The organism is Pandoraea commovens (assembly GCF_902459615.1).
GTDB classification, from domain to species: domain Bacteria; phylum Pseudomonadota; class Gammaproteobacteria; order Burkholderiales; family Burkholderiaceae; genus Pandoraea; species Pandoraea commovens.
In genome coordinates, this window is sequence record NZ_CABPSA010000003.1 from 484,358 (window position 1) to 504,682 (window position 20,325).

Annotated in this window: 18 protein-coding genes; 10 read left to right on the forward strand and 8 right to left on the reverse strand. The window is 64.0% G+C overall.

Annotation, left to right across the window (positions count from 1 at the left end; genetic code table 11):
- Positions 1–119: 119 nt before the first annotated feature.
- Positions 120–1,421, forward strand: coding sequence for an O-antigen ligase family protein (locus PCO31010_RS12540; RefSeq protein WP_150664532.1), 1,302 nt, complete (start codon positions 120–122; stop codon positions 1,419–1,421).
- A 12-nt stretch (positions 1,422–1,433) separates the two neighbouring features.
- The gene (locus tag PCO31010_RS12545; RefSeq protein ID WP_150664533.1) at positions 1,434–2,336 is read left to right on the forward strand and encodes a glycosyltransferase family 2 protein; all 903 of its coding nucleotides are present in this window, start codon (positions 1,434–1,436) and stop codon (positions 2,334–2,336) included.
- Between the two features lie 38 nt (positions 2,337–2,374).
- Here PCO31010_RS12545 and PCO31010_RS26625 read toward each other — a convergent pair whose 3' ends face one another.
- Together PCO31010_RS26625 and PCO31010_RS12550 are read right to left on the reverse strand one after the other, a co-directional pair.
- Positions 2,375–2,545, reverse strand: a complete 171-nt coding sequence (locus PCO31010_RS26625) for a hypothetical protein (RefSeq protein WP_157127433.1) — start codon at positions 2,543–2,545, stop codon at positions 2,375–2,377.
- A 131-nt stretch (positions 2,546–2,676) separates the two neighbouring features.
- Positions 2,677–3,729 carry a YeiH family protein gene (locus PCO31010_RS12550; protein WP_150664534.1) on the reverse strand — a complete coding sequence of 351 codons (1,053 nt, stop codon included), beginning with the start codon at positions 3,727–3,729 and terminating at the stop codon, positions 2,677–2,679.
- Positions 3,730–3,952: 223 nt separating this feature from the next.
- On the opposite strand from PCO31010_RS12550, the gene PCO31010_RS12555 reads away from it, so the two are divergent.
- A complete protein-coding gene (locus PCO31010_RS12555; protein ID WP_150664535.1) occupies positions 3,953–4,615 on the forward strand; it encodes a 2-hydroxychromene-2-carboxylate isomerase in 663 nt (220 codons plus the stop codon).
- 105 nt (positions 4,616–4,720) lie between these two features.
- Here the strand turns inward: PCO31010_RS12555 and PCO31010_RS12560 are convergent, their stop codons facing one another.
- The 4 genes from PCO31010_RS12560 to yfiR form a co-directional block, all read right to left on the reverse strand.
- Positions 4,721–6,115 carry an SGNH/GDSL hydrolase family protein gene (locus PCO31010_RS12560; RefSeq protein ID WP_246184575.1) on the reverse strand — a complete coding sequence of 465 codons (1,395 nt, stop codon included), beginning with the start codon at positions 6,113–6,115 and terminating at the stop codon, positions 4,721–4,723.
- 184 nt (positions 6,116–6,299) lie between these two features.
- Positions 6,300–6,923, reverse strand: coding sequence for an outer membrane lipoprotein YfiB (gene yfiB, locus PCO31010_RS12565; RefSeq protein ID WP_308340624.1), 624 nt, complete (start codon positions 6,921–6,923; stop codon positions 6,300–6,302).
- A gap of 75 nt (positions 6,924–6,998) precedes the next feature.
- Positions 6,999–8,231 (reverse strand): diguanylate cyclase DgcN/YfiN, encoded by a 1,233-nt coding sequence (dgcN, locus tag PCO31010_RS12570; protein WP_246184594.1) that lies wholly within the window; start codon positions 8,229–8,231, stop codon positions 6,999–7,001.
- Between the two features lie 176 nt (positions 8,232–8,407).
- Entirely contained in the window at positions 8,408–8,941 is a 534-nt protein-coding gene (yfiR, locus tag PCO31010_RS12575) for a regulatory sequestration protein YfiR (RefSeq protein WP_246184576.1), read from the reverse strand.
- A 552-nt stretch (positions 8,942–9,493) separates the two neighbouring features.
- Between yfiR and PCO31010_RS12580 the strand changes: the two genes are divergently transcribed.
- From PCO31010_RS12580 to PCO31010_RS12600, 5 genes are all read left to right on the forward strand, one after another.
- Entirely contained in the window at positions 9,494–11,215 is a 1,722-nt protein-coding gene (locus tag PCO31010_RS12580) for a putative bifunctional diguanylate cyclase/phosphodiesterase (protein ID WP_150664538.1), read from the forward strand.
- A gap of 158 nt (positions 11,216–11,373) precedes the next feature.
- Positions 11,374–12,480 carry an S-(hydroxymethyl)glutathione dehydrogenase/class III alcohol dehydrogenase gene (locus tag PCO31010_RS12585; protein ID WP_150560610.1) on the forward strand — a complete coding sequence of 369 codons (1,107 nt, stop codon included), beginning with the start codon at positions 11,374–11,376 and terminating at the stop codon, positions 12,478–12,480.
- A 366-nt stretch (positions 12,481–12,846) separates the two neighbouring features.
- Positions 12,847–13,608 carry an SH3 domain-containing protein gene (locus PCO31010_RS12590; protein WP_150664539.1) on the forward strand — a complete coding sequence of 254 codons (762 nt, stop codon included), beginning with the start codon at positions 12,847–12,849 and terminating at the stop codon, positions 13,606–13,608.
- Between the two features lie 764 nt (positions 13,609–14,372).
- Complete coding sequence (gene bcaP / locus PCO31010_RS12595) at positions 14,373–15,767, forward strand: branched-chain amino acid transporter BcaP (protein ID WP_150664540.1); 1,395 nt, start codon at positions 14,373–14,375, stop codon at positions 15,765–15,767.
- A 173-nt stretch (positions 15,768–15,940) separates the two neighbouring features.
- Positions 15,941–16,408 (forward strand): cupin domain-containing protein, encoded by a 468-nt coding sequence (locus PCO31010_RS12600; RefSeq protein ID WP_039392993.1) that lies wholly within the window; start codon positions 15,941–15,943, stop codon positions 16,406–16,408.
- 86 nt (positions 16,409–16,494) lie between these two features.
- Here the strand turns inward: PCO31010_RS12600 and PCO31010_RS12605 are convergent, their stop codons facing one another.
- Positions 16,495–16,788 carry a hypothetical protein gene (locus PCO31010_RS12605; protein WP_039392996.1) on the reverse strand — a complete coding sequence of 98 codons (294 nt, stop codon included), beginning with the start codon at positions 16,786–16,788 and terminating at the stop codon, positions 16,495–16,497.
- A 288-nt stretch (positions 16,789–17,076) separates the two neighbouring features.
- Between PCO31010_RS12605 and kefF the strand changes: the two genes are divergently transcribed.
- Together kefF and kefC are read left to right on the forward strand one after the other, a co-directional pair.
- Positions 17,077–17,796 carry a glutathione-regulated potassium-efflux system oxidoreductase KefF gene (gene kefF / locus PCO31010_RS12610; protein WP_150664541.1) on the forward strand — a complete coding sequence of 240 codons (720 nt, stop codon included), beginning with the start codon at positions 17,077–17,079 and terminating at the stop codon, positions 17,794–17,796.
- Positions 17,796–19,721, forward strand: a complete 1,926-nt coding sequence (kefC, locus tag PCO31010_RS12615; protein ID WP_246184577.1) for a glutathione-regulated potassium-efflux system protein KefC — start codon at positions 17,796–17,798, stop codon at positions 19,719–19,721. Before kefF ends, kefC begins: the two co-directional genes overlap by 1 nt.
- Positions 19,722–19,807: 86 nt before the next feature.
- Here the strand turns inward: kefC and PCO31010_RS12620 are convergent, their stop codons facing one another.
- Complete coding sequence (locus tag PCO31010_RS12620) at positions 19,808–20,233, reverse strand: hypothetical protein (protein ID WP_052252296.1); 426 nt, start codon at positions 20,231–20,233, stop codon at positions 19,808–19,810.
- Positions 20,234–20,325: the final 92 nt, after the last annotated feature.

Consider the following 20,325-nt stretch of genomic DNA (forward strand, 5'->3'; position numbering starts at 1 on the left):
TGAAATTTTGAGCAGATCGATGTTTTGGGCGTTGCGTGGCGTCGACGGAAACCGTGGCGCTGTGGGCATTTCTGGCATACTTCGTGCAAAGTAAATTCCCGCAGTCTGCCTGGTAACCAATGAGCAAGTCCGCCGCGCCGGCACCGATTCCCCGTCGGCACCTTTTTGCCAACATTTTCGGCACGCTGATCCTGCTGTTTCCCGCCGTTTCCCTGGTCGTTCCACGCGGCGGGAACACGGCGATGTTCCTGACGGTGGCCCTTGGCGCCATCGTCCTTTTCACGGGCCGCGAACGAGGCGAAATCTGTTCGCTCGTACGCGCGAATCCCCACGTCCGCCTGCTGCTCGTCGCGCTGCTGCTGCCGTTTTTCTCGATTCTGCTCGTCGAAATTCTGCACGGGCGGATTGTCGCGAACACCCTCGACTCCCCCCTGCGCTTCCTGCTCGCCACCTTCGTATTCCTCGGGCTGCGTCGGATCGTCGACGTCATGCCGAAGTGGACAGATCTGTCGTTCGCCACCGGCGCCATTTGCGCTGCCGTCATGGCCTGGTATTCCACCGCGGACATTCTCGCCGCGCGCGCCGAAAGCTCGTTCCTGAACCCGATCCACTTTGGCGATATCGCCGTCCTTCTGGGCATTCTGTCGGTCGTGTCGATTCATTGGCTGTCGCACGACAAGCCGTGGATCGTCGCATTCAAGCTGCTGGGGGCTGCCGCAGGCTGCTACGCGTCTTGGGCCAGCCAGTCCCGGGGCGGCTGGATCGTGCTGCCGGTGCTGCTGGTCGTCTGGCTGCTGTGGCGCAATCAGCCGCTGAGCGCCGCGCGGCGCGTGACGATCGGCGTCTTCGCCGTGGTGCTGCTGGCAGCCACCTTCAGCTCGCATGTCGTGCGCGACCGCTTCGAGATGATCCGATCGGATCTCGTCAGTCTTTCCGCAGGCAACCCCAACACCTCGACCGGTATCCGGGTCGAATTGTGGAAGGTCGCCGGCAAACTCATCGGTAAGCACCCGTTGCTCGGCCTCGGCGCGCATGGGTATCGCGATGCAATGCCCGCCATGGCGGCATCCGGCGAATTGACCCCGCAGGCCGCCGATCTTGGCAAGGGCGAAGTGCACAATCAGATCCTCGCCTATTTCGTCGATTACGGATTGCTTGGCCTGCTGTGCATTCTCGGCGTCTACCTCGGCCCGGCCATCTTCTTCATTCGCTCGGCGCAATTGGAACACGACCGCGTCAAGAATCGCGCGGCGTTGATGGGATTGATGACGGCCGTCGCCTTCGCCGTCTTCGGACTGACCGTGGAGACCTTCAACCTCAAGGTGACGGTCGCCTTCTATGCGACGATGCTGGCTCTGTTTGCCGCGTTCGCCTATCCTGTCGGCTCCTCAGATGACAAATCGCCCGTTGCCAGGCGATAGCGCTGTTCCCCCATGCTAAGCATCCTGATTCCCACCTGGAACAACCTGCCGTTCCTTAAGCTGTGCATCGATAGCGTTCGCCGACACTCCGGCGAGGCGCACGAGATTCTCGTGCACGTCAACGACGGCAGCGACGGCACGCTCGACTGGGTGCGCGAGCAGGGCTTGCGTCACACGCACAGCAGCGGCAACGTGGGTGTTTGCCTCGCGCTCAATCAGCTCGCACCGCTCGCGTCGCACGATCAGTTGCTGTTCCTGAACGACGACATGTTCGTCACGCCCGGCTGGGATACCGCACTCATCGATGCCGCCCGCGCGCTCCAGGCACTCGGCACGCCCGTCTATTACCTCTCGTCGGTCATGGTCGAGCCCAACGCCGGGGTCAGCAAGCAAGTCGTTTCGAAGGATTTCGGCACCACGCCGGAGACGTTCGACGAAGCTGCGATGCTCGCCTTCGCCGCCTCGCTGGGACGCAGTGACGTGAATGGCGTACCGACGCAACCCACGCTCGTGAGCCGCGCGTTGTGGCATCTGGTCGGCGGCTACAGCATCGAGTTCGGCCCCGGCATGAGCAGCGACGACGACTTCCTGATGAAGCTCTGGCTGGTCGGCTGCCGGACGTTTCGTATCGTCGGCAAGAGTGTGGTCTATCACTTCGGTTGCCGCTCGACCGGACGCGTGGTGAAGAATCGCGGCAGTCGCGAATTCCTGATGAAGTGGGGGATGACGCAGGCCGAGTTCAAGCGCGACTATCTCGATCTCGCGGGCACGCCCGCAGGCGCGGCACTGCCCAACGTGCCGATGCCGAGCGGCAAGAGCCGCATCAAACGCGCGCTGCACGGCAGCAAGCCCTACCCGCTTGAAGACCTTGCGCGCTGGGACGCCAACGTCCCGCAACATCTCAAGCTGGACTGAGACGTCCGGCCTCGCGCCAGTACCGTTGAAACCGTGAATCAGTGCCGTGGGTGACGGATGCGTGCCCACGCGTGCTCAAGACGCTTCACCGCAGGACTATCCGGGTGACGTGTCCACCAGACCCCCATCTCCCACACCATGCCCGCAAGCACGGCGATCAGCACGAGTGCGCCGATGGTGTACCAGATCTCGCCGAATGAGGTTGACATAACGGCCTCCCGGAAACGCCGAAAATGCATCACGGACGACCGGCGGCCGTCCGTGTTTGCATTCTAGGCGACGAAACCCGGCTTGCCCGCCGGGTCTGCCCTAACGTCGGGGTCTCATCCTTGCCGCTATCTCAGAGTTGCCCCATCGTCAGTTGCACCACGAGGCTGCTGACCGACACCGCCGCCCAGACGCCCAGTCCGAGCAGGATCGGACGCACACCGGTCGATGCCATGCGGCGCAGGTTCGACGACAGTCCGATGGCGGTGAGCGCCACGATGATCAGGAATTCGGCAGCGTCGTGAATCCACGGTTGCAGCGCAGGGGGCACGAGGCCTGCCGTGCGGATGCCCGATGCGATCAGGAAGCCGAGGATGAACCACGGGAAGATGCGGGCAAGGCTGAAGTTACCGGCACCGGCGCGCTTGGCGCGGTAAGCCACGATGGCGGCCAGCGTCAGACAGATCGGGATGATCAACGTGGCACGGGTCAGCTTGACGATCGTGGCGTAGTCGCCAGCCGCCTTGCTGTAGCTGTAACCGGCTGCCACCACCGACGACGTGTCGTTGATTGCCGTACCAGCCCACATGCCGAAGCCCAGATCCGAGAGATGCAGCGCGTGACCGAGCACCGGGAACAGCAGCACGGCGGCGATATTGAACAGGAAGATGGTCGAGATGGCGAACGCCGTTTCGTGATCGTCCGGCTTCACGATGGGCGTGACGGCGGCAATCGCCGAACCACCGCAAATGGCCGTGCCCACGCCGATGAGCAGCTTGAGCTTGTCGGGCACGCCCAGCAGTCGACCCAGTCCCCAGGCCGACAAACCGGCGGCGGTGATCGTCACAGCAGTCACGGCGAGCGATTCGAGCCCAGTGTGCGCCACCTGCGACAGGGACAGACCGAAGCCCAGTGCGATGATTGACCACTGAAGCACGTACTTCGATGCGAATTTGATGCCGGACTCGTAACGTGCGCCCGGGGCGAAGATATTACGCACGAGAATGCCGAGCAGAATGCCGAACACCGGACCGCCGACGAGCGGCATCTGACGCCCCAGCAACAGCGCCACGAAAGCAATCACGGTCGACAGAATAAGGCCCGCCCAAGGGTTGTGCTGATCCGGCACCAGCGTGTCGGGACGGCTGGCCGAAGCGGGCGTTGCAGCGTGGGTTTTTGTTGTCATGTCGGGCACTCCTTGCGAATGAGTGCCAGTCTAAAAACTCCGCTTCAATAATAAAAATCGTTATATCGGATACAAAACATCCAAAATTCCGATAAATCTTCAGAGCAATGATAAGCCACTGATTCCATGAGGGTTTTAGCGACGTTCGCGCGGTCCCGGTACACTGTCCCGAGCGTCAAGTCGCACGCGCCGAGAAAAATTTCTACACAGGAGACCGCGCCCCATGTCGCAGACTGCCGACACCCCCGTCCGTCACGCCCAGTGGTATTTCGACTTCGCCTCCCCGTTCGCATACCTGCAATTCGAGCGCTTCGATACGCTGCCGCGCACGCTCGACATCGAACTCAAACCCATCGTGCTGGGCGCGATCCTCGTGCACTTGCAGACGCAGGGACCGGCAGAGACGCCGTATAAGCGCATCTTTACCTATCGCATGGCGCAGTTTCGCGCCGAGCAGGACGGCATTGCGTACCGGATGCCGCCGGTGCACCCGTTCCATCCGATTCGCGTGTTGCGCCTGGCGGTTGCGTTAGGCGCGACGCACGACGTCGTGCGCACGATCTTCCGCTTCATCTGGGCGGAGGGACGCGACGTGACCGACCCGCAGGGCTGGGCCGATCTGAGCGAGCGCCTCGGCCTGCGTCCCGACGACGCGACAGCGCGCGCAGAATCGCCCGAAGTCAAAGCGGCGCTTCGCGAGAACACCGAAGGGGCGATTGCCGCCGGGGTGTTCGGCGTGCCGACGTTTGCTTATAACGGAGAGTTGTACTGGGGGGACGACGCCACGGCGATGTTCCGCCATTGCCTCGCGCATCCGGAATGGCTGCAGTCGCCGGACGTCAGTCGGCTGCAACAGGTGACGGTCGGCGTGAAACGCGAGCGCTGATAGTGACGCTGCTTGAAGGTGCTTGAAGGTGCTTGAAGGTGCTTGAAGGTGCTTGAACGTGCTTGATGCTGCGTGATGGTGATCGACGGGGGCCGCTGACAGACGTCAGCGCGTGGCTCCCGACGGTTGCGTCTTCGCACCGCTACCAAGAATCAGCGGCAGCGACACGGCGTCTGCCATCGCAGCGTAACCGGCGTCGCTCGGGTGCGTGCCGTCACCGCTATCCAGGCGCGGCAGCATGCGTGTCGGTTGCGACGGATCGCGTAATGCCGCGTCGAAATCGATCACGCCATCGAACGCGCCGCCGGTACGGACCCACTGATTGACGGCCTCACGCACGGCTTCGCGCTCAGGCGGCAGTTTGCCCGGCGGGATCGTGGTGCCGACAATGCGCACGTTGCGGGCGTGCGCCGCCGCAATCAGCGACTGATAGCCCGCGATCATCTCCGGCGCGGTCACGATCACGTGCGGCACGTCGCAATCGAGCCCACCGTGCGGCGGCACGTAACCGAAATTGATGTCGTTGATGCCGACCTGCACGACGACCGTCTTCACACCGGGCTGCTCCAGCGCGTCGCGACGAAAGCGCGCCACCAGCCGCTCGCCGTAGCAGGCCGAATCGTGCAGCAAGCGATTGCCGCTGATGCCGAGATTGAGTACTGCGATATCGCGTCGCCCGGCGGCGTCCAGACGACGCACCAACCCATCCGGCCAGCGACGATTGGCGTTCAGCGTGCTGCGCATGCCGTCCGTGATCGAATCGCCAATCGCGACGATGGCGTGCGACGGGGCATCGGGCACGACGCTCAGCCCGGCCAGCCACAACGTATTCGTGAAGCGCGTGGGGAACGATGCCGCCTGTGCGTTATCGACGAAATCCCCCGCGCCGCTCAGAAAGGCGGTTTGCTGCGCGATCTTGTGCCACGTGGTGGGCGTCTTCGATGATTCTTGGGTGAAAAGACTGACGGCCAGCGGCGTTCCGGCACGCACAGCGAACGGCAACGGGTCGCTTTCGAGCGACGCGCCCGGTGCAATGCGCGCCGCCGGTTGCCCGCCGAACGTCAGGCCTCGCACCGTGCCCGCGTCGATGGATGCACCGCGTGTGGAGACAGCGAGGCTCGCGCGTTCGATGATCAGCGGCTGTGTGCCGTAAGCGTTCGAGAACCGCACGCGGACATCGTTGCCGGACAGCGTGGGATAGACGATCTGACGGACGGTGCGTCCACCTGCGGCCGGTGCCCGGTTGAACGAAGGCGCCGCCGGATGCTGCGCGACGGCTTGCGGGGCCGTCGCCCATGCCCCGACGCGTGCGTTCTGAACATTCAATGCGCCCTGCCCCTGAGCAAACGCCGTCGAGGACACACCGGCGAGGGTGGCCGCGAACACGGTCAGCGCGACGCGCAAAGCACGTTGCACTCGGGACGAGCCCTCGGCAGCGGGAAGCCAGAAGTTCTTGAACGTAGACAACGTCGGGAGCATGAAAACAGCGTAGGCCAACATGGATGATTCGGGCAGCAGCCGTCATTGTGCCTGATTGCGGCCGTTGGCAAGGACTTACATTACCTTTCAGGCATGGCCCCGCCGCCCGGTTTGGCGTGTCGAAACCCGACAAGCTAAGACGAGAGGAATCAGTACGTCGAAATCAGTACGTCGAAGTCAGTACGTTGAAGTCAGTACGTTGAAGTCAGCGCGTCGAGATCACGATGGCGACACGCCGGTTCTGCGCGCGCCCTGCCGGTGTGCTGTTGTCGGCCACCGGATTACGCTTGCCCGCCCCGATCGTCTGAATGCCTGCACGCTTGACGCCTGCCTCAGCCAGCACACCGGCCACAGCGTCGGCACGGCGTGCCGAAAGCTGCTCGTTGTAGGTATCGCTGCCGACCGAGTCGGTGTATCCGTAGACGCGCACCGCGTCGAGTCCGACCTTCACCAGCGTGTGCCCGATGCGCGTGACCGTCTCGCGCGCAGGGTCGCGCACCACGAACTTGTCGGTGTCGAAGAGGACCGTGTCCGAGAGCCCGAACTCCCAGCCTTCGTCCGTCTGCGTGAAGCCTTCCGACTTGAGCGCTGCGATCTGCTCAGGCGTCAGGCCGTGCACAGGCGTGGTCTGACACCCGGCGAGCGCCCCGAAGCCAAGCAGGACCAGCAGCCCGAGCGCGCGACGCAGGAGCGTCCGGTATTGCGAGAAAGTGCGATTCAGCGCGGCGGTGAAGTGGCCACGGAAGTTGCCCCGGCGGGCAGATGAATGTTGTGAGCTGCCCGTGCCGACAGCGTCGGCAGTATTAGCAGCGATAGCAGCGAAGTCCAAGGCCAATCCCCATTGCGGTGTGAAATCCGGTCGTCATTTATGGTTATGTTTTCAGCTTAGGTGTTGCTCGCCGCCTTATCCCTTGGGGCTTTCCGCAACATGCCAGGTGCCGTCGCCGACACGCTTGGCCTGATACATCGCCGCATCCGCTGCGCGCAGCAGCGCTACCGCGTCGTTGGCGTGTGTCGGGTACAACGCCACGCCGATGCTCATCGACGTGGCCAGTTCGCTGCCGTCGGGCAGGGCAATCGGCCGTTCCATCGAGGCCAGCAGGTTCTGGGCGAGACGCACGGCGTTGGACGTCTGCCGCACGCCGGGCAGCATCACCGCGAACTCGTCGCCGCCCAGACGTGCCACCAGATCCCCCTCGCGTAGCGGCTCGCGCAGACGCTTGGCAATCGCCACGAGCACTGCGTCGCCAGCGTCGTGGCCGAGCTGATCGTTGATGTCCTTGAAGCGATTGCTGTCGAGATACAACAGCGCGACGTGTGTGCCCAACTCGCGTGCCTCATCGAGCGCCTGCACCAACCGCGACTCGAAATACGCGCGATTCGGCAAGCCCGTCAGCGGGTCATGATTCGCCTGATGGGCGAGCGTCGCATTCTGCGCGCGCAAATGGTTTTGCCAGCCTTCGAACTCGTCGAGCAGCGCGTTAAAGTCGTCGCCCAGCTCCTTGAGTTCGGCAATCGGCGTCGCGGCGACGCGCTGATGGAACGCCCGCTCGCGACGCACCGCATGCGCCACTTCCGCCAGCGCACGCAGCGGCTTGACGATATCGCGGTGCATCCGCTTGGCCAGCACGTTCGCAACGCCGAACGTGACGGCAAGGCACGCGAGCACGCCACCGATTCCGCTCATCAGAAACACGAAGAACTGATTGCCCTGCCCCTGGACTTCGATCGTGCCAACGACCTTGTCTTCATGACGGATCGGCAGCGTCACCGGACCGGGCATGGCGATGTCGGCGACAGTTCGCTCGATACGTGCCAGCGTGCCGCCGTCGGGACGCCGCCACATCGCAAACTGCGCGTTGCGCGCATCGAGCACGCGCACCTGAACCACGTCTTCGTCTTTGGCAATGAGCGCAATCGCTTCCTGCGCCGCCACCCTGTCGCCGAACACCACTGCCGCTTCGGCGGTGTAGGCCAGCGAGCGCCCGATCAGCAGCAGATTGTTTTCGGCGTAGGCGCGCAGCGCGATCCACGCGACGCCAGAGAGCAAGAGTGCAGCGAGGACCACGGCGGAGACCGCGAGACGCAGATGCGTGCGTCGCAGCACGCGCTGCAAGGAGGGTCGTCGCCGACGCACGGTTGAAGCAGGGGGTGGCGTCGATGTGAGACCGGCGGAAGCGGGCGGCGGCTCGTGGGTCGATTCGTGCGCTGCCGCGCCGGTCGCCACGTCTGGCGCGGCTTGCGGTGACAGCAGTCCGGCCACGGGTGTCCCCGGTCCGGACGGCGGTGGATGGGCTGGGGGGAATTGGGTTGTCATGGCGTTGCTGGCTTTCGCGCCAGCTTCAGCACGTTCGGGTGGACACGCACACCACTGCGCGCGACGGTGTCGAGGTTGATATCGAAGGTCACCCGGTCGGCATCGACGTTCAGGCAGAACATCGTGCCAACGGTGCACGAGTCGTTGCGTTCGCTGATCGTCAGCACGGGATGACCGGCGAGGTTGGCCAGCAGTTGGCGACGCTCGAAATCGCTCATCGCGCCGAGGTACAACACGTCGCACAACGAACCGATGGTCGGCTCCAGAGGCGAGACGCGCTGCGCTTCCACCGGTGGCGCACTGCCTGACGGCTGAGCCGCCAGCAGGTCGCGCGCATAGTCGGTGTTGCCTGCCACGCACAGACGCACTTTCGCGGGCATCGTCGGCCAGCGGGTGAAACTGATGATGCCGAGTACGACTTGCCGGACATTGGCGTCACGCACACTGACGGAAGCGGCACCGGCATTGCTTGCATTGCCTGCGGCCGCCGACTGCGCCGCGGCCTGCCCTGGTCCCGTCAGTCCCACCATGAGGACACTCAGGTACATCAGGCACAACCGCAACAGACGCAGCCATGAGCGCGCGCGCGCAGACCGACCTCTGCCGCATGTTTGCCGCAGGCCTCGTGTCACACCGGTCGTCATTGTCCGGTCGCTATGCAACGTCGCCTTCCCTCAGTACCCAAATGTTCGCGGTCGTCCGCTTGCCCGTCAAAATGCATTGTCGGCACCACCCGTGAGATCGACGCCATTTCAGTGCCATCCCGACGGAAACAGGCCGCATGATACCGAACGGCTCCTCGCGAAGCCATACGGATCGGGTCCGACGAGGCATTTCCACACCGGTGTCGCCAGCCCACAGCATGCGCGTGCCGCCGCCTTTTCGGAACCCCTTCCGACCCCGCGTTTTCCCTTGCACGAAGACGCTTGCATCGTGGCAGAATGGCGCTCATAACCAATTGAAAAACAAGAGGAATCGGGCGACGAGATCGCTCGATTTTCGAGATAAAAAATCGCGACGCCAGGGAGGTGTTGCATGACGTTCCTGAATCCCGGCCGGACCGGCTTTCGGGAGGTACGGACGTGAACGATCCCGTACCTCGTCGGGTGCCCGACGTCCAGGGCGAGTTGAGCCGTGCCGCGCTCGACAGCGCGCCGTATGCGATGTTCGTCTGTACCGACGACGGCATGCTCGAACGCATGAACGCGGCGTTCACGCGCCTGACCGGCTATACACCCGACGACCTGCTGGGCAAACGCAGCTTCCTCTCGCTACTCGATCCTTCGGAACTGGCACGCCGCCGCCTGCCTGCGCTGGCCAGTCTGTCGGCGCATGAAGCGGTGCCGTATGACGACGAATGGCATCTGCTCACCCACATCCGTAGCTGGTTACCGATCCGTCTCGCGCTCTCCTGCGTCGAACACGCACCGGGCGAGCGCCGCTGGGTCGGCATCGTGCTCGATCTGTCGCAGCAAGTGCAGGTCGCGTCGCGGCTCTGGTATGTCACACACCACGACCCGGTCACCAGTCTGCCCAATCAGACCTTGCTCAACGAACGTCTCGAACTGGCGATTCATCGTTGCGCGATTCAACAGGTCGGACTCACGGTGATGCTGGTCGAACTCGATCACCTGCGCAAACTACGCAGCACCTTCGGTCCGCCCGCCGCCGAGCTGGCGCTGCGCATCGCGGCCGAGCGGCTGCGCGAGGCCAGCGGTCCCGAGGATGCCCTCGCCTGTCTGGGCGGCAGCCAGTTCGTGATCGTCACCAACGAAACCGGAGACGGCGCACGCCTTCTCGCTGCACGCATTCAAGCACGGCTCGCACAATGGGTGGACGTCGATCAGAACTCGGTCGCGCTGGACGCGAGCATCGGCGCGGTCAGCTACCCGGATCACGGCAATACCCCCGAGACGCTGCTGCGGCGCGCCCACGTGGCGCTCGGCATTGCCAGCGCCGCCGGTGGCGGCCTGCGCTTTTTCAGCAACGAGATGGATTCACAGGCACGCCGCCGCAACGAACTGGAGACGCTGCTGCGCGTGGCCGTGCATGAGGCGTCGCATTCGCAGTTGCATCTCGTCTACCAGCCGCAGGTCACGCTCTCGACGGGCGAGATCCGCAGTGCGGAAACACTGCTGCGCTGGCGTCATCCCTCGCTCGGCGCTGTCGGCCCGGCGGAATTCGTGCCGATTGCCGAGACATCCGGGCTGATTCTGCCGCTGGGCGAATGGGTCATGCAGACCGCTTGCCGGGAAGCGAGCCGGTTACTGCGACGCTGCGGCCATTTGCCGCGCATCTCCGTGAACGTCTCCGCGCAGCAATTCGCGCGCCAGGACGTCGTCGGCATGATCGAGCGCGCGCTTAACGCCCATGCGCTGGAGCCGCGCCATCTGGAAATCGAAATCACCGAGACGGTCTTGCTGGGCGACTCCAGCACCGCCGTCGGCTGTCTGCGCTCGCTGCACGACATGGGCGTGGAAATTGCCGTGGACGACTTCGGTACGGGCTACGCGAGTCTTGCCTATCTCACGCGCTTTCCGATTCATCGCCTGAAGATCGATCAGAGCTTCGTGCGCGATATGCTCACGCATGCACCGAGCCATGCCATCGTGAGCGCCGTCATCGCAATGGCGCATTCGCTGGGGTTGCGTGTGACGGCCGAAGGCGTCGAGACACAGGCGCAGGCGCAGCGGCTCACCGAGCTGGGCTGCGACGAGGCGCAGGGCTACTGGTTCGCACGCCCGATCGACGCACAGGGCTTCTATCACATCGTGGCACCGCTGGGCAGCAGTGCGCGGCGATGAGGGGGCCGAGCGCGGCTGAGCGGGGCTGAGCGATTCATGTATCCAGCGACGTCTTTTTTGTCGACATGGCGTATCAAGACTCGCGCGTGACTTTAGAACGCGGTATGGTACGTCGCGAAGGGATTCCCCCGAACGACGTAGCAACGAGGAATAACGCCATGAAAACCAAAGCCGCCATTGCCTGGGAAGCAGGCAAACCCCTGACCATCGAGGAAGTCGATCTGGAAGGGCCGCGTGCCGGCGAGGTGCTGATCGAGGTCAAGGCCACCGGCATCTGCCATACGGACTACTACACACTCTCCGGCGCCGATCCGGAAGGTATCTTCCCCGCCATCCTCGGCCATGAGGGCGCGGGCGTGATCGTCGACGTCGGCCCCGGCGTGACCACGCTCAAGAAAGACGACCACGTCATTCCGCTGTACACGCCGGAATGCCGTCAGTGCAAATTCTGCCTGTCGCGCAAGACCAACCTGTGCCAGGCGATCCGTAGCACGCAGGGTCGCGGCCTGATGCCGGACGCCACGTCGCGCTTCTCGCTCGACGGCAAGCCCATCTTTCATTACATGGGCACGTCCACCTTCTCGAACTACATCGTCGTGCCGGAAATCGCCGTGGCGAAAGTCCGCTCCGACGCACCGTTCGACAAGGTCTGCTACATCGGCTGCGGCGTGACGACCGGCGTCGGTGCCGTCGTCTATTCGGCGAAGGTCGAAGCAGGCGCGAACGTCGTCGTGTTCGGTCTGGGCGGCATCGGCCTGAACGTGATTCAGGGTGCGAAGATGGTCGGCGCTGACAAGATCATCGGCGTCGACATCAATCCGGGACGTGTTGAACTCGCCAAGAAGTTCGGCATGACGCACTTCATCAACCCGAACGAAGTGGAAAACGTCGTCGACACCATCGTGCAGCTGACCGACGGTGGCGCGGACTACTCGTTCGAGTGCATCGGCAACGTCACGACCATGCGTCAGGCGCTGGAATGCTGCCACAAGGGCTGGGGTCAGTCGTTCATCATCGGCGTGGCCGCAGCGGGTCAGGAGATCAGCACGCGTCCGTTCCAGCTGGTGACGGGGCGTGAGTGGAAAGGTTCAGCGTTCGGTGGCGCGCGTGGCCGCACCGACGTGCCGAAGATCGTCGACTGGTACATGGAAGGCAAGATCAACATCGACGATCTGATCACGCACACGCTGCGTCTGGACCAGATCAACGAAGGCTTCGATCTGATGAAGCGCGGCGAGTCCATCCGCTCCGTCGTGTTGTACTGATCTCGCAAATACCTTCATGCGCGGCGGCGTACTCAACCCGCCCGACAGCCCCGCCGGCGATGCCGGCGGGCCGCTCGCACGGGCGCGACGCCGCCGCCATCGCATTCGTCTCGCCATCTGCCTGACTCTGCCCGCGCCATCGTATCGTCGGGTGGCCTTTTCCGGGGCTTCCCCCGCTTGTTCCGAGCACTGCGCGTGCATGGGATAGCGCGAGTACCGTCCTCGTAACAGACGACAATATTCTGGCAACGTTTCGTTACGCATTACCGCAAACCATCGGGCGAAACGTCCGGTCGAATGGGCATGGCAAGCGTGGCGAAGTCCGGGACGGGCGTCGCCGTGCGCCGCTGAATCAGGGAGATGAACATGAACAAACCCACCTTGCCACTCGCGGTCGCGGCCGCGACCCTGCTGACGACGTTGGCCGTGCTGCCCGGCGTCGCGTCGGCGCAATCCGGTCAGGCGGTCATCAATGCATCGGCCAATGTGCGGGCAGGCCCGGCGTCCGACTACCCGGTCGTCGCGCAGGCGGGGCCCGGCATGCCGGTAACGGTTTACGGCTGTGTAGCGGGCTATTCGTGGTGCGACATCGGCTTGCCTGGCGCACGCGGATGGATCTATGGCGCTTTGCTGAGCTATCCCTATCAGGGCAATCCGGTGCCGGTGCTCAGCTACGGGACGATGATCGGCTTGCCGATCATCACCTTCTCGATCGGTTCGTACTGGGGCAACTATTACCGTAATCGGCCTTGGTACAACGATCAGCGTTACTGGCATCGTCCGCCGCCGGGACCGCGTCCGCCGCATTGGGGTCCGGGGCCGGGTCCGCGACCGCCGGGACATGGCTACTATCCGGGCAACCCGCGTCCGCCGGGTCATGGGGCAGGACCGGGACCGAGGCCGCCGGGCCACGGGGCAGGTCCGGGTCCGAGACCGCCGGGGCATGGTGCAGGTCCGGGGCCACGTCCGCCCGGACACGGTGGTGGTCAGGGTCCGCGTCCGCCGGGCGGCGGGGGCAATGGTGGCGGACACGGAGGCGGCCATGGGGGTGGAAATGGCGGTGGGCATGGAGGCGGTCATGGGGGTGGCCGTCCGCCGGGCGGGGGTCCGGGGGGTCCGAACCGATAGTGAGTGCATGCCGACCGATGGTTTGAACTCGGGCAATGGAGTGGCGGGGGTTGTCGGTGCCCTGACGGAGCGACTTTCAGGTGGAGCGCAGTCAGGGTATCGGCAACCCCCGCGGCCCGGGGGCTGGCCGAGGCGAGGCGGTATTAGCGGGATGTGGTGTTGAGGAGCCCCCCGGCCAGTACCCCATCCGCCCCTAATTAAGCAGCAACTACACGCACTTTGGGAAAAACGCTTAAAATGTGAGCAATTCCGGCCAGGCGGAGGTGCCGAACGGGCGCCGATGGCCGGACCGCAGGACAGCGAGCCCTTGCACACCGACGCCTTCCGGCGCCACCGTGCACCAACATTGCAGACCCTTCAGCAGACCTATCTCCGGTGTGCCGCAGCGAAGCATCGAAGCTTCGTGGCGGTCACGGCAGTCCGGCAGGATCCTCAGTAAGTCTCGATTTTGTTCGTCCCGCCCCGGCGTGCCCTCTCCCTGAGCGGCGGCGTCGTGGCATGCCTATCGCCATGCCCCACCGACGACACGCGCTACCCGCGCCCGTCGGTGTCGGCCGTATTGCCCGCGCATTGTGTCCGGGCGGCGCTAGTGCAACGACGTGGTTCGTCAAACCCTGTGGCTTTCCGCCACGCATGGGAACGAGCGGCCACAAGCCCGGGTGCCCTTTGCAGCCAGGTTGCGGGACACGTCTCCCGCAGATTCCCCTGATGGTGCTTGCCACGCGAGCGCCAGGGGCATACGTTGCAGGAACCTTTTGCAGGCAATGAGTCTTTTTCGAACCAAAAACATCGAGAACATGCTGGTCGCGGGTCGCACCGGCGATCTCAAGAAAGTGCTGGGCCCGGTCGACCTCGTCCTCATGGGCATCGGCGCCATCATCGGCACTGGTATCTTCGTTCTCACCGGCACCGGCGCACTAACGGCCGGTCCAGCGCTCACCGTCTCGTTTATGATCGCCGCGATGGCCTGCGGCTTCGCCGCGCTGTGCTACGCCGAGTTCGCTTCCACCATCCCCGTCTCCGGCTCCATCTATACGTACAGCTACGCCACGCTCGGTGAAATCGTCGCGTGGATCATCGGCTGGGATCTGATGCTCGAATACGGACTCGCGTCCTCCGCCGTGTCCGTCGGCTGGTCCGGTTACTTCCAGTCGCTTGCCGCCGGCTTCGGTCTTCACCTGCCCGCCGCGATTACCGCAGCGCCCGGCAGCGTGCCCGGTGTGAGCACGTTCATCAACCTGCCCGCCGTCGTGATCATGCTGCTCATCACGTGGGTGCTGTCGTATGGCGTGCGCGAGTCCGCACGTATCAACAACCTGATGGTCGCCATCAAGATCGGCGTCGTTCTGCTGTTCATCGCCGTGGGCGTGTGGCACGTCAAACCGGCCAACTGGACACCGTTCATGCCGTTCGGCACCAGCGGCATGTTCAACGCCGCCGCGCTCGTGTTCTTTGCCTTCATCGGCTTCGACGCCGTCACGTCCGCCGCCGAAGAAGTGCGCAACCCGGGACGCGACCTGCCCGTCGGCATCATAGGCTCGCTGATCGTCTGCACGCTGCTGTATGTTGCAGTGGCCGCGATCATGACCGGCATCGTGCCGTTCGCGCAGTTCGCCGGTGTCGATCACCCGGTGTCGCTCGCGCTGCAATATGCCGGACAGAACTGGATCGCAGGCTTCGTCGATCTGGGTGCGATTCTCGGCATGACCACCGTCATTCTCGTGATGACGTACGGTCAGACGCGCATCACCTACGCCATGTCTCGCGACGGCTTGCTGCCGCCGCTGCTCTCGCGCATTCACCCCACGCACAAGACGCCGTTCGCGGGCACGTGGATCATTGGCGTGGTGTTCGCCGTGATCGCAGGTTTCGTGCCGCTGGGCGTGCTCGCCGAGCTGATCAACATCGGCACCCTGTCGGCGTTCGCGCTGGTGTCGGTCGCCGTGCTCGTGCTGCGTCGTACGCGCCCCGACCTGCCGCGCGTGTTCCGCGTGCCGGGTGCGCCGGTCGTGCCGCTCATCTCCGTGGGTCTCTGTCTGTTCCTGATGGCGCATTTGCAAGCGACCACGTGGATAGCCTTCGTCGTGTGGCTCGCCATCGGCATGGTGATCTACTTCACCTACGCACGTCGCAACGCGCTGCTGCACAAGCAAGGCTAATACTCGCGACACCGACTTTCCCCATCTCGCGCGCCGTCGCGAGTGGGCGTATAGTCCGGCACAGGGCCTCGTAGGGACACATCGGTGTGCCCCCGAGGCCCTTTCTTTTGCCTCATTCGTCCGTGCTTTTCCCTTGCCGTCGTCACCACACGTCTTAGCCAAGGAATCAAAACATGCGCCGTTATGTCCTGCTTGCCGCTGTGCCTGCCGCATTCGCTGCGGGCTTCCTCTCTTCTCATCTGATGCCGAACGCCGTGGCGCAGGCAGCACCGCCCGCCGCGCTCACGCCACAGATCATCGACGTCGGCGCGATGACCGACGAACAAATCGGCAAGCTCGTCCCCAACGTGGGCACGCTGCGTTCGCGCACACTGGTGGCCACGCAAAACGGCACCGTCGCCGTGCAAAGCGGGAACGTGCCGCGTCACACCCATCAGGACGCCGATGAAATTCAGTACGTGATTTCGGGCAGCGGCACCTTCTGGCTGGGCGATCAGCAGCGCGAAGTGCACCCGGGCGATCTGATCGTAATTCCGCGCGGCACCGTGCATGCCGGGTCGCAGAACACCAGCGGCGAGTTCAAAGTGCTGGCCATCAAGCTGCCGCCGCAAGCGCCGAACGATATTCAGTGGGTGAAGTAAAGGGATGACAGGCCGACGGAACGCACGGGGGCACGGAGGCACTGAGGTGTCCATCCGCCCCGTGCGGGAACGTTGGCGCAGACAGGTCAGCCAAAGTGTCGATTGAGCCAGACGGCCCCATAGCCGAGTGCAAACATCGTGAGCAGCAGGGGCACGGAAATGCGGATGATCTGAATGACGAGCGGACGCGGCGGCAATTCCTCGTCCTGCGGCATGCGACCCGCCTCATGCAGCGCCCCCGTGCAGAGCGCCGCCGCCACCGCGCTCGCGAACACCCAGAACGTCTGGTTGTAGAGCAAGGCGACGAGCAGCAGCGTGAGCGCCACGTTGCGTCCGTGATAGATCAGATTGACGGTATTGCGAAAGGCTTGCGGCGACATGTCGGAAAAGCACTGACGTGTGCATGACTGCACCGCCTGCGCGAAGTGTCTTGTTATTCGTTTTTTGATCCGCAGTGCGCATCGAAACGCATCGCGGGCCTTTAATTCCTCACTTAATCCCTAACGGCGCTGGCTGCCGAGTCTTTAGCGAATCGTCGGCCGCTCATCGGCCGCTCACCGGTCATCTGTGGCGTGTGCGCCGTGCATCTTACCGCGCCGAATCCACACCTTCGGGTGATGCCGTACTTCATACGGATGGAGTCATACGAATGGAGTATCCTCCCCCGCATGACAGCCCCCGCCTCCTCCCGTCTCCAGCAAGCCGCACAGGACACCCGCGACGGTGCCCCGCAGCGCGCCGTCTACGTCATCGTGGCGCATCCGCGCTGGCGCGACTCGCGCGTCAACCGACGCCTGCTCGAAGCCGCACGCGGCATCGAAGGTGTCGACGTCAACGATCTCTACTCGACGTATCCCGACTTCAGCATCGACGTGGCCGCCGAACAGGAGCGCGTGGCGCGCGCCGACCTGATCGTACTCGTGCATCCGATCTACTGGTACAGCATGCCGCCGTTGCAGAAACTCTGGTTCGACGAAGTCCTGTCCTGGGGCTGGGCTTACGGTCAGGACGGCCACGCACTCGCCAACAAGGACCTCTGGCTCGTGGCCAGCACCGGCGGGCCGCTCGAAAGCTACCGTCCCGAAGGGTACAACCAGCACGAGTTTTCCGCGTTCCTGCCCGCTTACGAGCAGACGTCGCATCTGTGCGGCATGCGCTTTTTGCCGCCGCACGTGCTCTTTGGCGCACGACGCTGTGACGCCGCCGCGCTCGACACCCACGTGCGCGAATTCGCCGGACGTCTCGCCACTTACCCGCACTGGCCCGAGCTGATCTCGATGGCGGACGCCGACGAATGTCAGGTGATCCCGTCGACGGATCGGCCGCGCTGCGCTACGAGCGACACCACACAGAACACCACCGACACCGCTCCCGGGAGGGCCGCCTGATGGAACATGTGCCGTCCTGGTTGCTCGCCAGTCTCATCTATCTGGCGGCGGCCGTCATCGTCGTGCCGCTGTCCCGTGCGCTCGGTCTCGGCGCGATCATCGGCTACCTCGCCGCCGGGATCGCCATCGGCCCGTGGGGCCTCGGCCTCGTCTCGCGTGTGGAAGATGTCCTGCACTTTGCCGAATTCGGCGTGGTGCTGATGCTGTTCCTCGTCGGCCTCGAACTGGAACCGCGTCGCCTGTGGAGCTTGCGACGGCCGATCTTCGGCTGGGGCTCGGCGCAGGTCATCGGGTGCGCCGTGTTGCTGTTTGCAGCGGGCGTCGCGCTCGGCGCGCCGTGGCGCATCGCCCTCGTCGCCGCGCTCGGTCTCGCACTGTCGTCCACCGCCATCGCCTTGCAGGTGATGGCCGAGCGCAACATGCTCGCTACTGCCAGCGGTCAGGCGGGCTTTTCGATTTTGCTGTTCCAGGACGTCGCCGCGATTCCGATTCTCGCGTTGCTGCCGCTGCTCGCCGATTCAGTCGACAGCCACGCGTTGACGGGTACGGAGCGCGCGCTCGAAGCCCTGAAGATCGTCGGCGTGATTGCCGCCATCATTCTCGGCGGCCGTCTCGCATTGCGTCCGCTGCTGCGCTGGATTGCCAATAGCAAGACGCCGGAAATCTTCACGGCGGCGGCTTTGTTACTGGTCGTCGCCATTGCGACACTGATGCAACTGGTCGGCCTGTCGATGGCGCTCGGCGCCTTCCTCGCAGGCGTGCTGCTCGCGGAAAGCGAGTACCGTCGCGAACTCGAAACCGACATCGAGCCGTTCAAGGGATTGCTGCTGGGGTTGTTCTTCATCGCCGTGGGCATGAGCATCGACTTCGGCGTGCTGATGGCTCAACCGCTGCGCATGCTCGCCGTCGTGATCGGCTTCATGGCGCTCAAGGGACTCGCGATCTACAGTCTGTCGCGTCTGATGCAGTTGCCGTATCAGGAGCGTCCGATCTTCACACTGTTGCTCGCGCAAGGCGGTGAATTCGCCTTCGTGGTGTTCCAGTCGGCCGGTCCGCAGGTGCTGCCACCTGCGGTGTCGTCGTTCCTGATCGGTGCCGTCGCGCTATCGATGTTGCTCTCGCCGCTGCTGCTCGTGGCCATCGACAAGTGGTTGCTGCCGCGTTACAGCGTGAAGGGGTCCCCGCGCATGGAGGAGATCTCGGAGCCGCAGTCGGCGAATGTGGTGATCTGCGGCTTCGGACGGTACGGTCAGATCGTTGGCCGCACGCTGATTCCGCAAGGCGTGTCGGTCACCGTGCTGGATCACGACCCGGACACCATCGAGAGTCTGCGTCAGTTCGGCTTTCGCGTGTTCTACGGCGATGCCACGCGTCTCGATCTGCTACGCATTGCGGGCGTGGCCAACGCGCGTGCTGTGGTCATCGCAGTGGACGATATCGATCAGTCGCTCGAAATCGCCGATCTGATGCGCGAGCATTTCCCCGACGTGCCCGTCATCGCCAGAGCGCGCAACGTCGGACACTTGTTCCAGTTGCGCGAGCGTGGCGTGAAGCACATCGAGCGGGAAGTCTTCGAGTCGTCGCTGCGCAGCGCGCGCTCGGTGCTGGAAACATTGGGGTGGCCAGCGTCCGAAGCCCGTGAAGCGACGATGGCGTTCAGACGCGCCAATTTGCAGTTGACGGACGAAATGTATCCCTCCTACCAGGATCGCAACAAGATGATCGCCACCGCGAAGGAAGGGCGTCGTCAGTTCGAAGAGCAGATGGCGCGCGAGCGGGCAACGCGTCGCGCGCAGCGACAGGTCACGTTTGGTTGGGACGGCGACAGCGCCCCCGAAAAGACGCCGGAGCCAGCCAGCGCCGACACCTCAACGTCTACGGATCGCACCGGGACATCGCGCGCGGGCGACAAACCTCACGCCTGAGCGATCTCTCGTCGAGACCCTCCCTTCCCGAACGCACGCTATCGCGTCGATAGCGTGCATCCCCATCCTGCCAATCAACCGAACAATCAGTCGAACGGCTTGAAGTGGCCGTCGGCAGGCACACGGGCGTCGGCGCGCAGACGCGTTTCCGCTTCCACACCGGCGAGCCCACGGTAATACAGATGCACGGCGATGGCCGCCGAGTAGCGGCGGATTTCCACGAGCGTGAGATGCGCGTGCTCGGCCGACGTGAACATCAGATACGGCGATTCTTCTTCGATCAACCCGGCGACCTGATGCAGGCCGTGACGGTGCAGCACTTCCGTGAGTTCGTCGCGGCTGCGGTGCGTGTTCGCGTCGGTGGCCGGGTACATCATGCGCAGCAGGGCAAGCGGATGGTCGGCAACGGCGAGCGACAACGCCTGTACGACAGCGTGACTATCGAGAGCCGTAGCCACGGCTTCACCTTCGGGACGATGCTGCGGAAAGAGTTGCTCAAGGGTCAGCGACATGTTGAGTCCATTGCAAGGTAGCTGCGAAAACTGCGACAGCGGCTCTACAGTCTAGTCATGTCTGCGCACGCGATATAGCGCGTCGCGCGAAT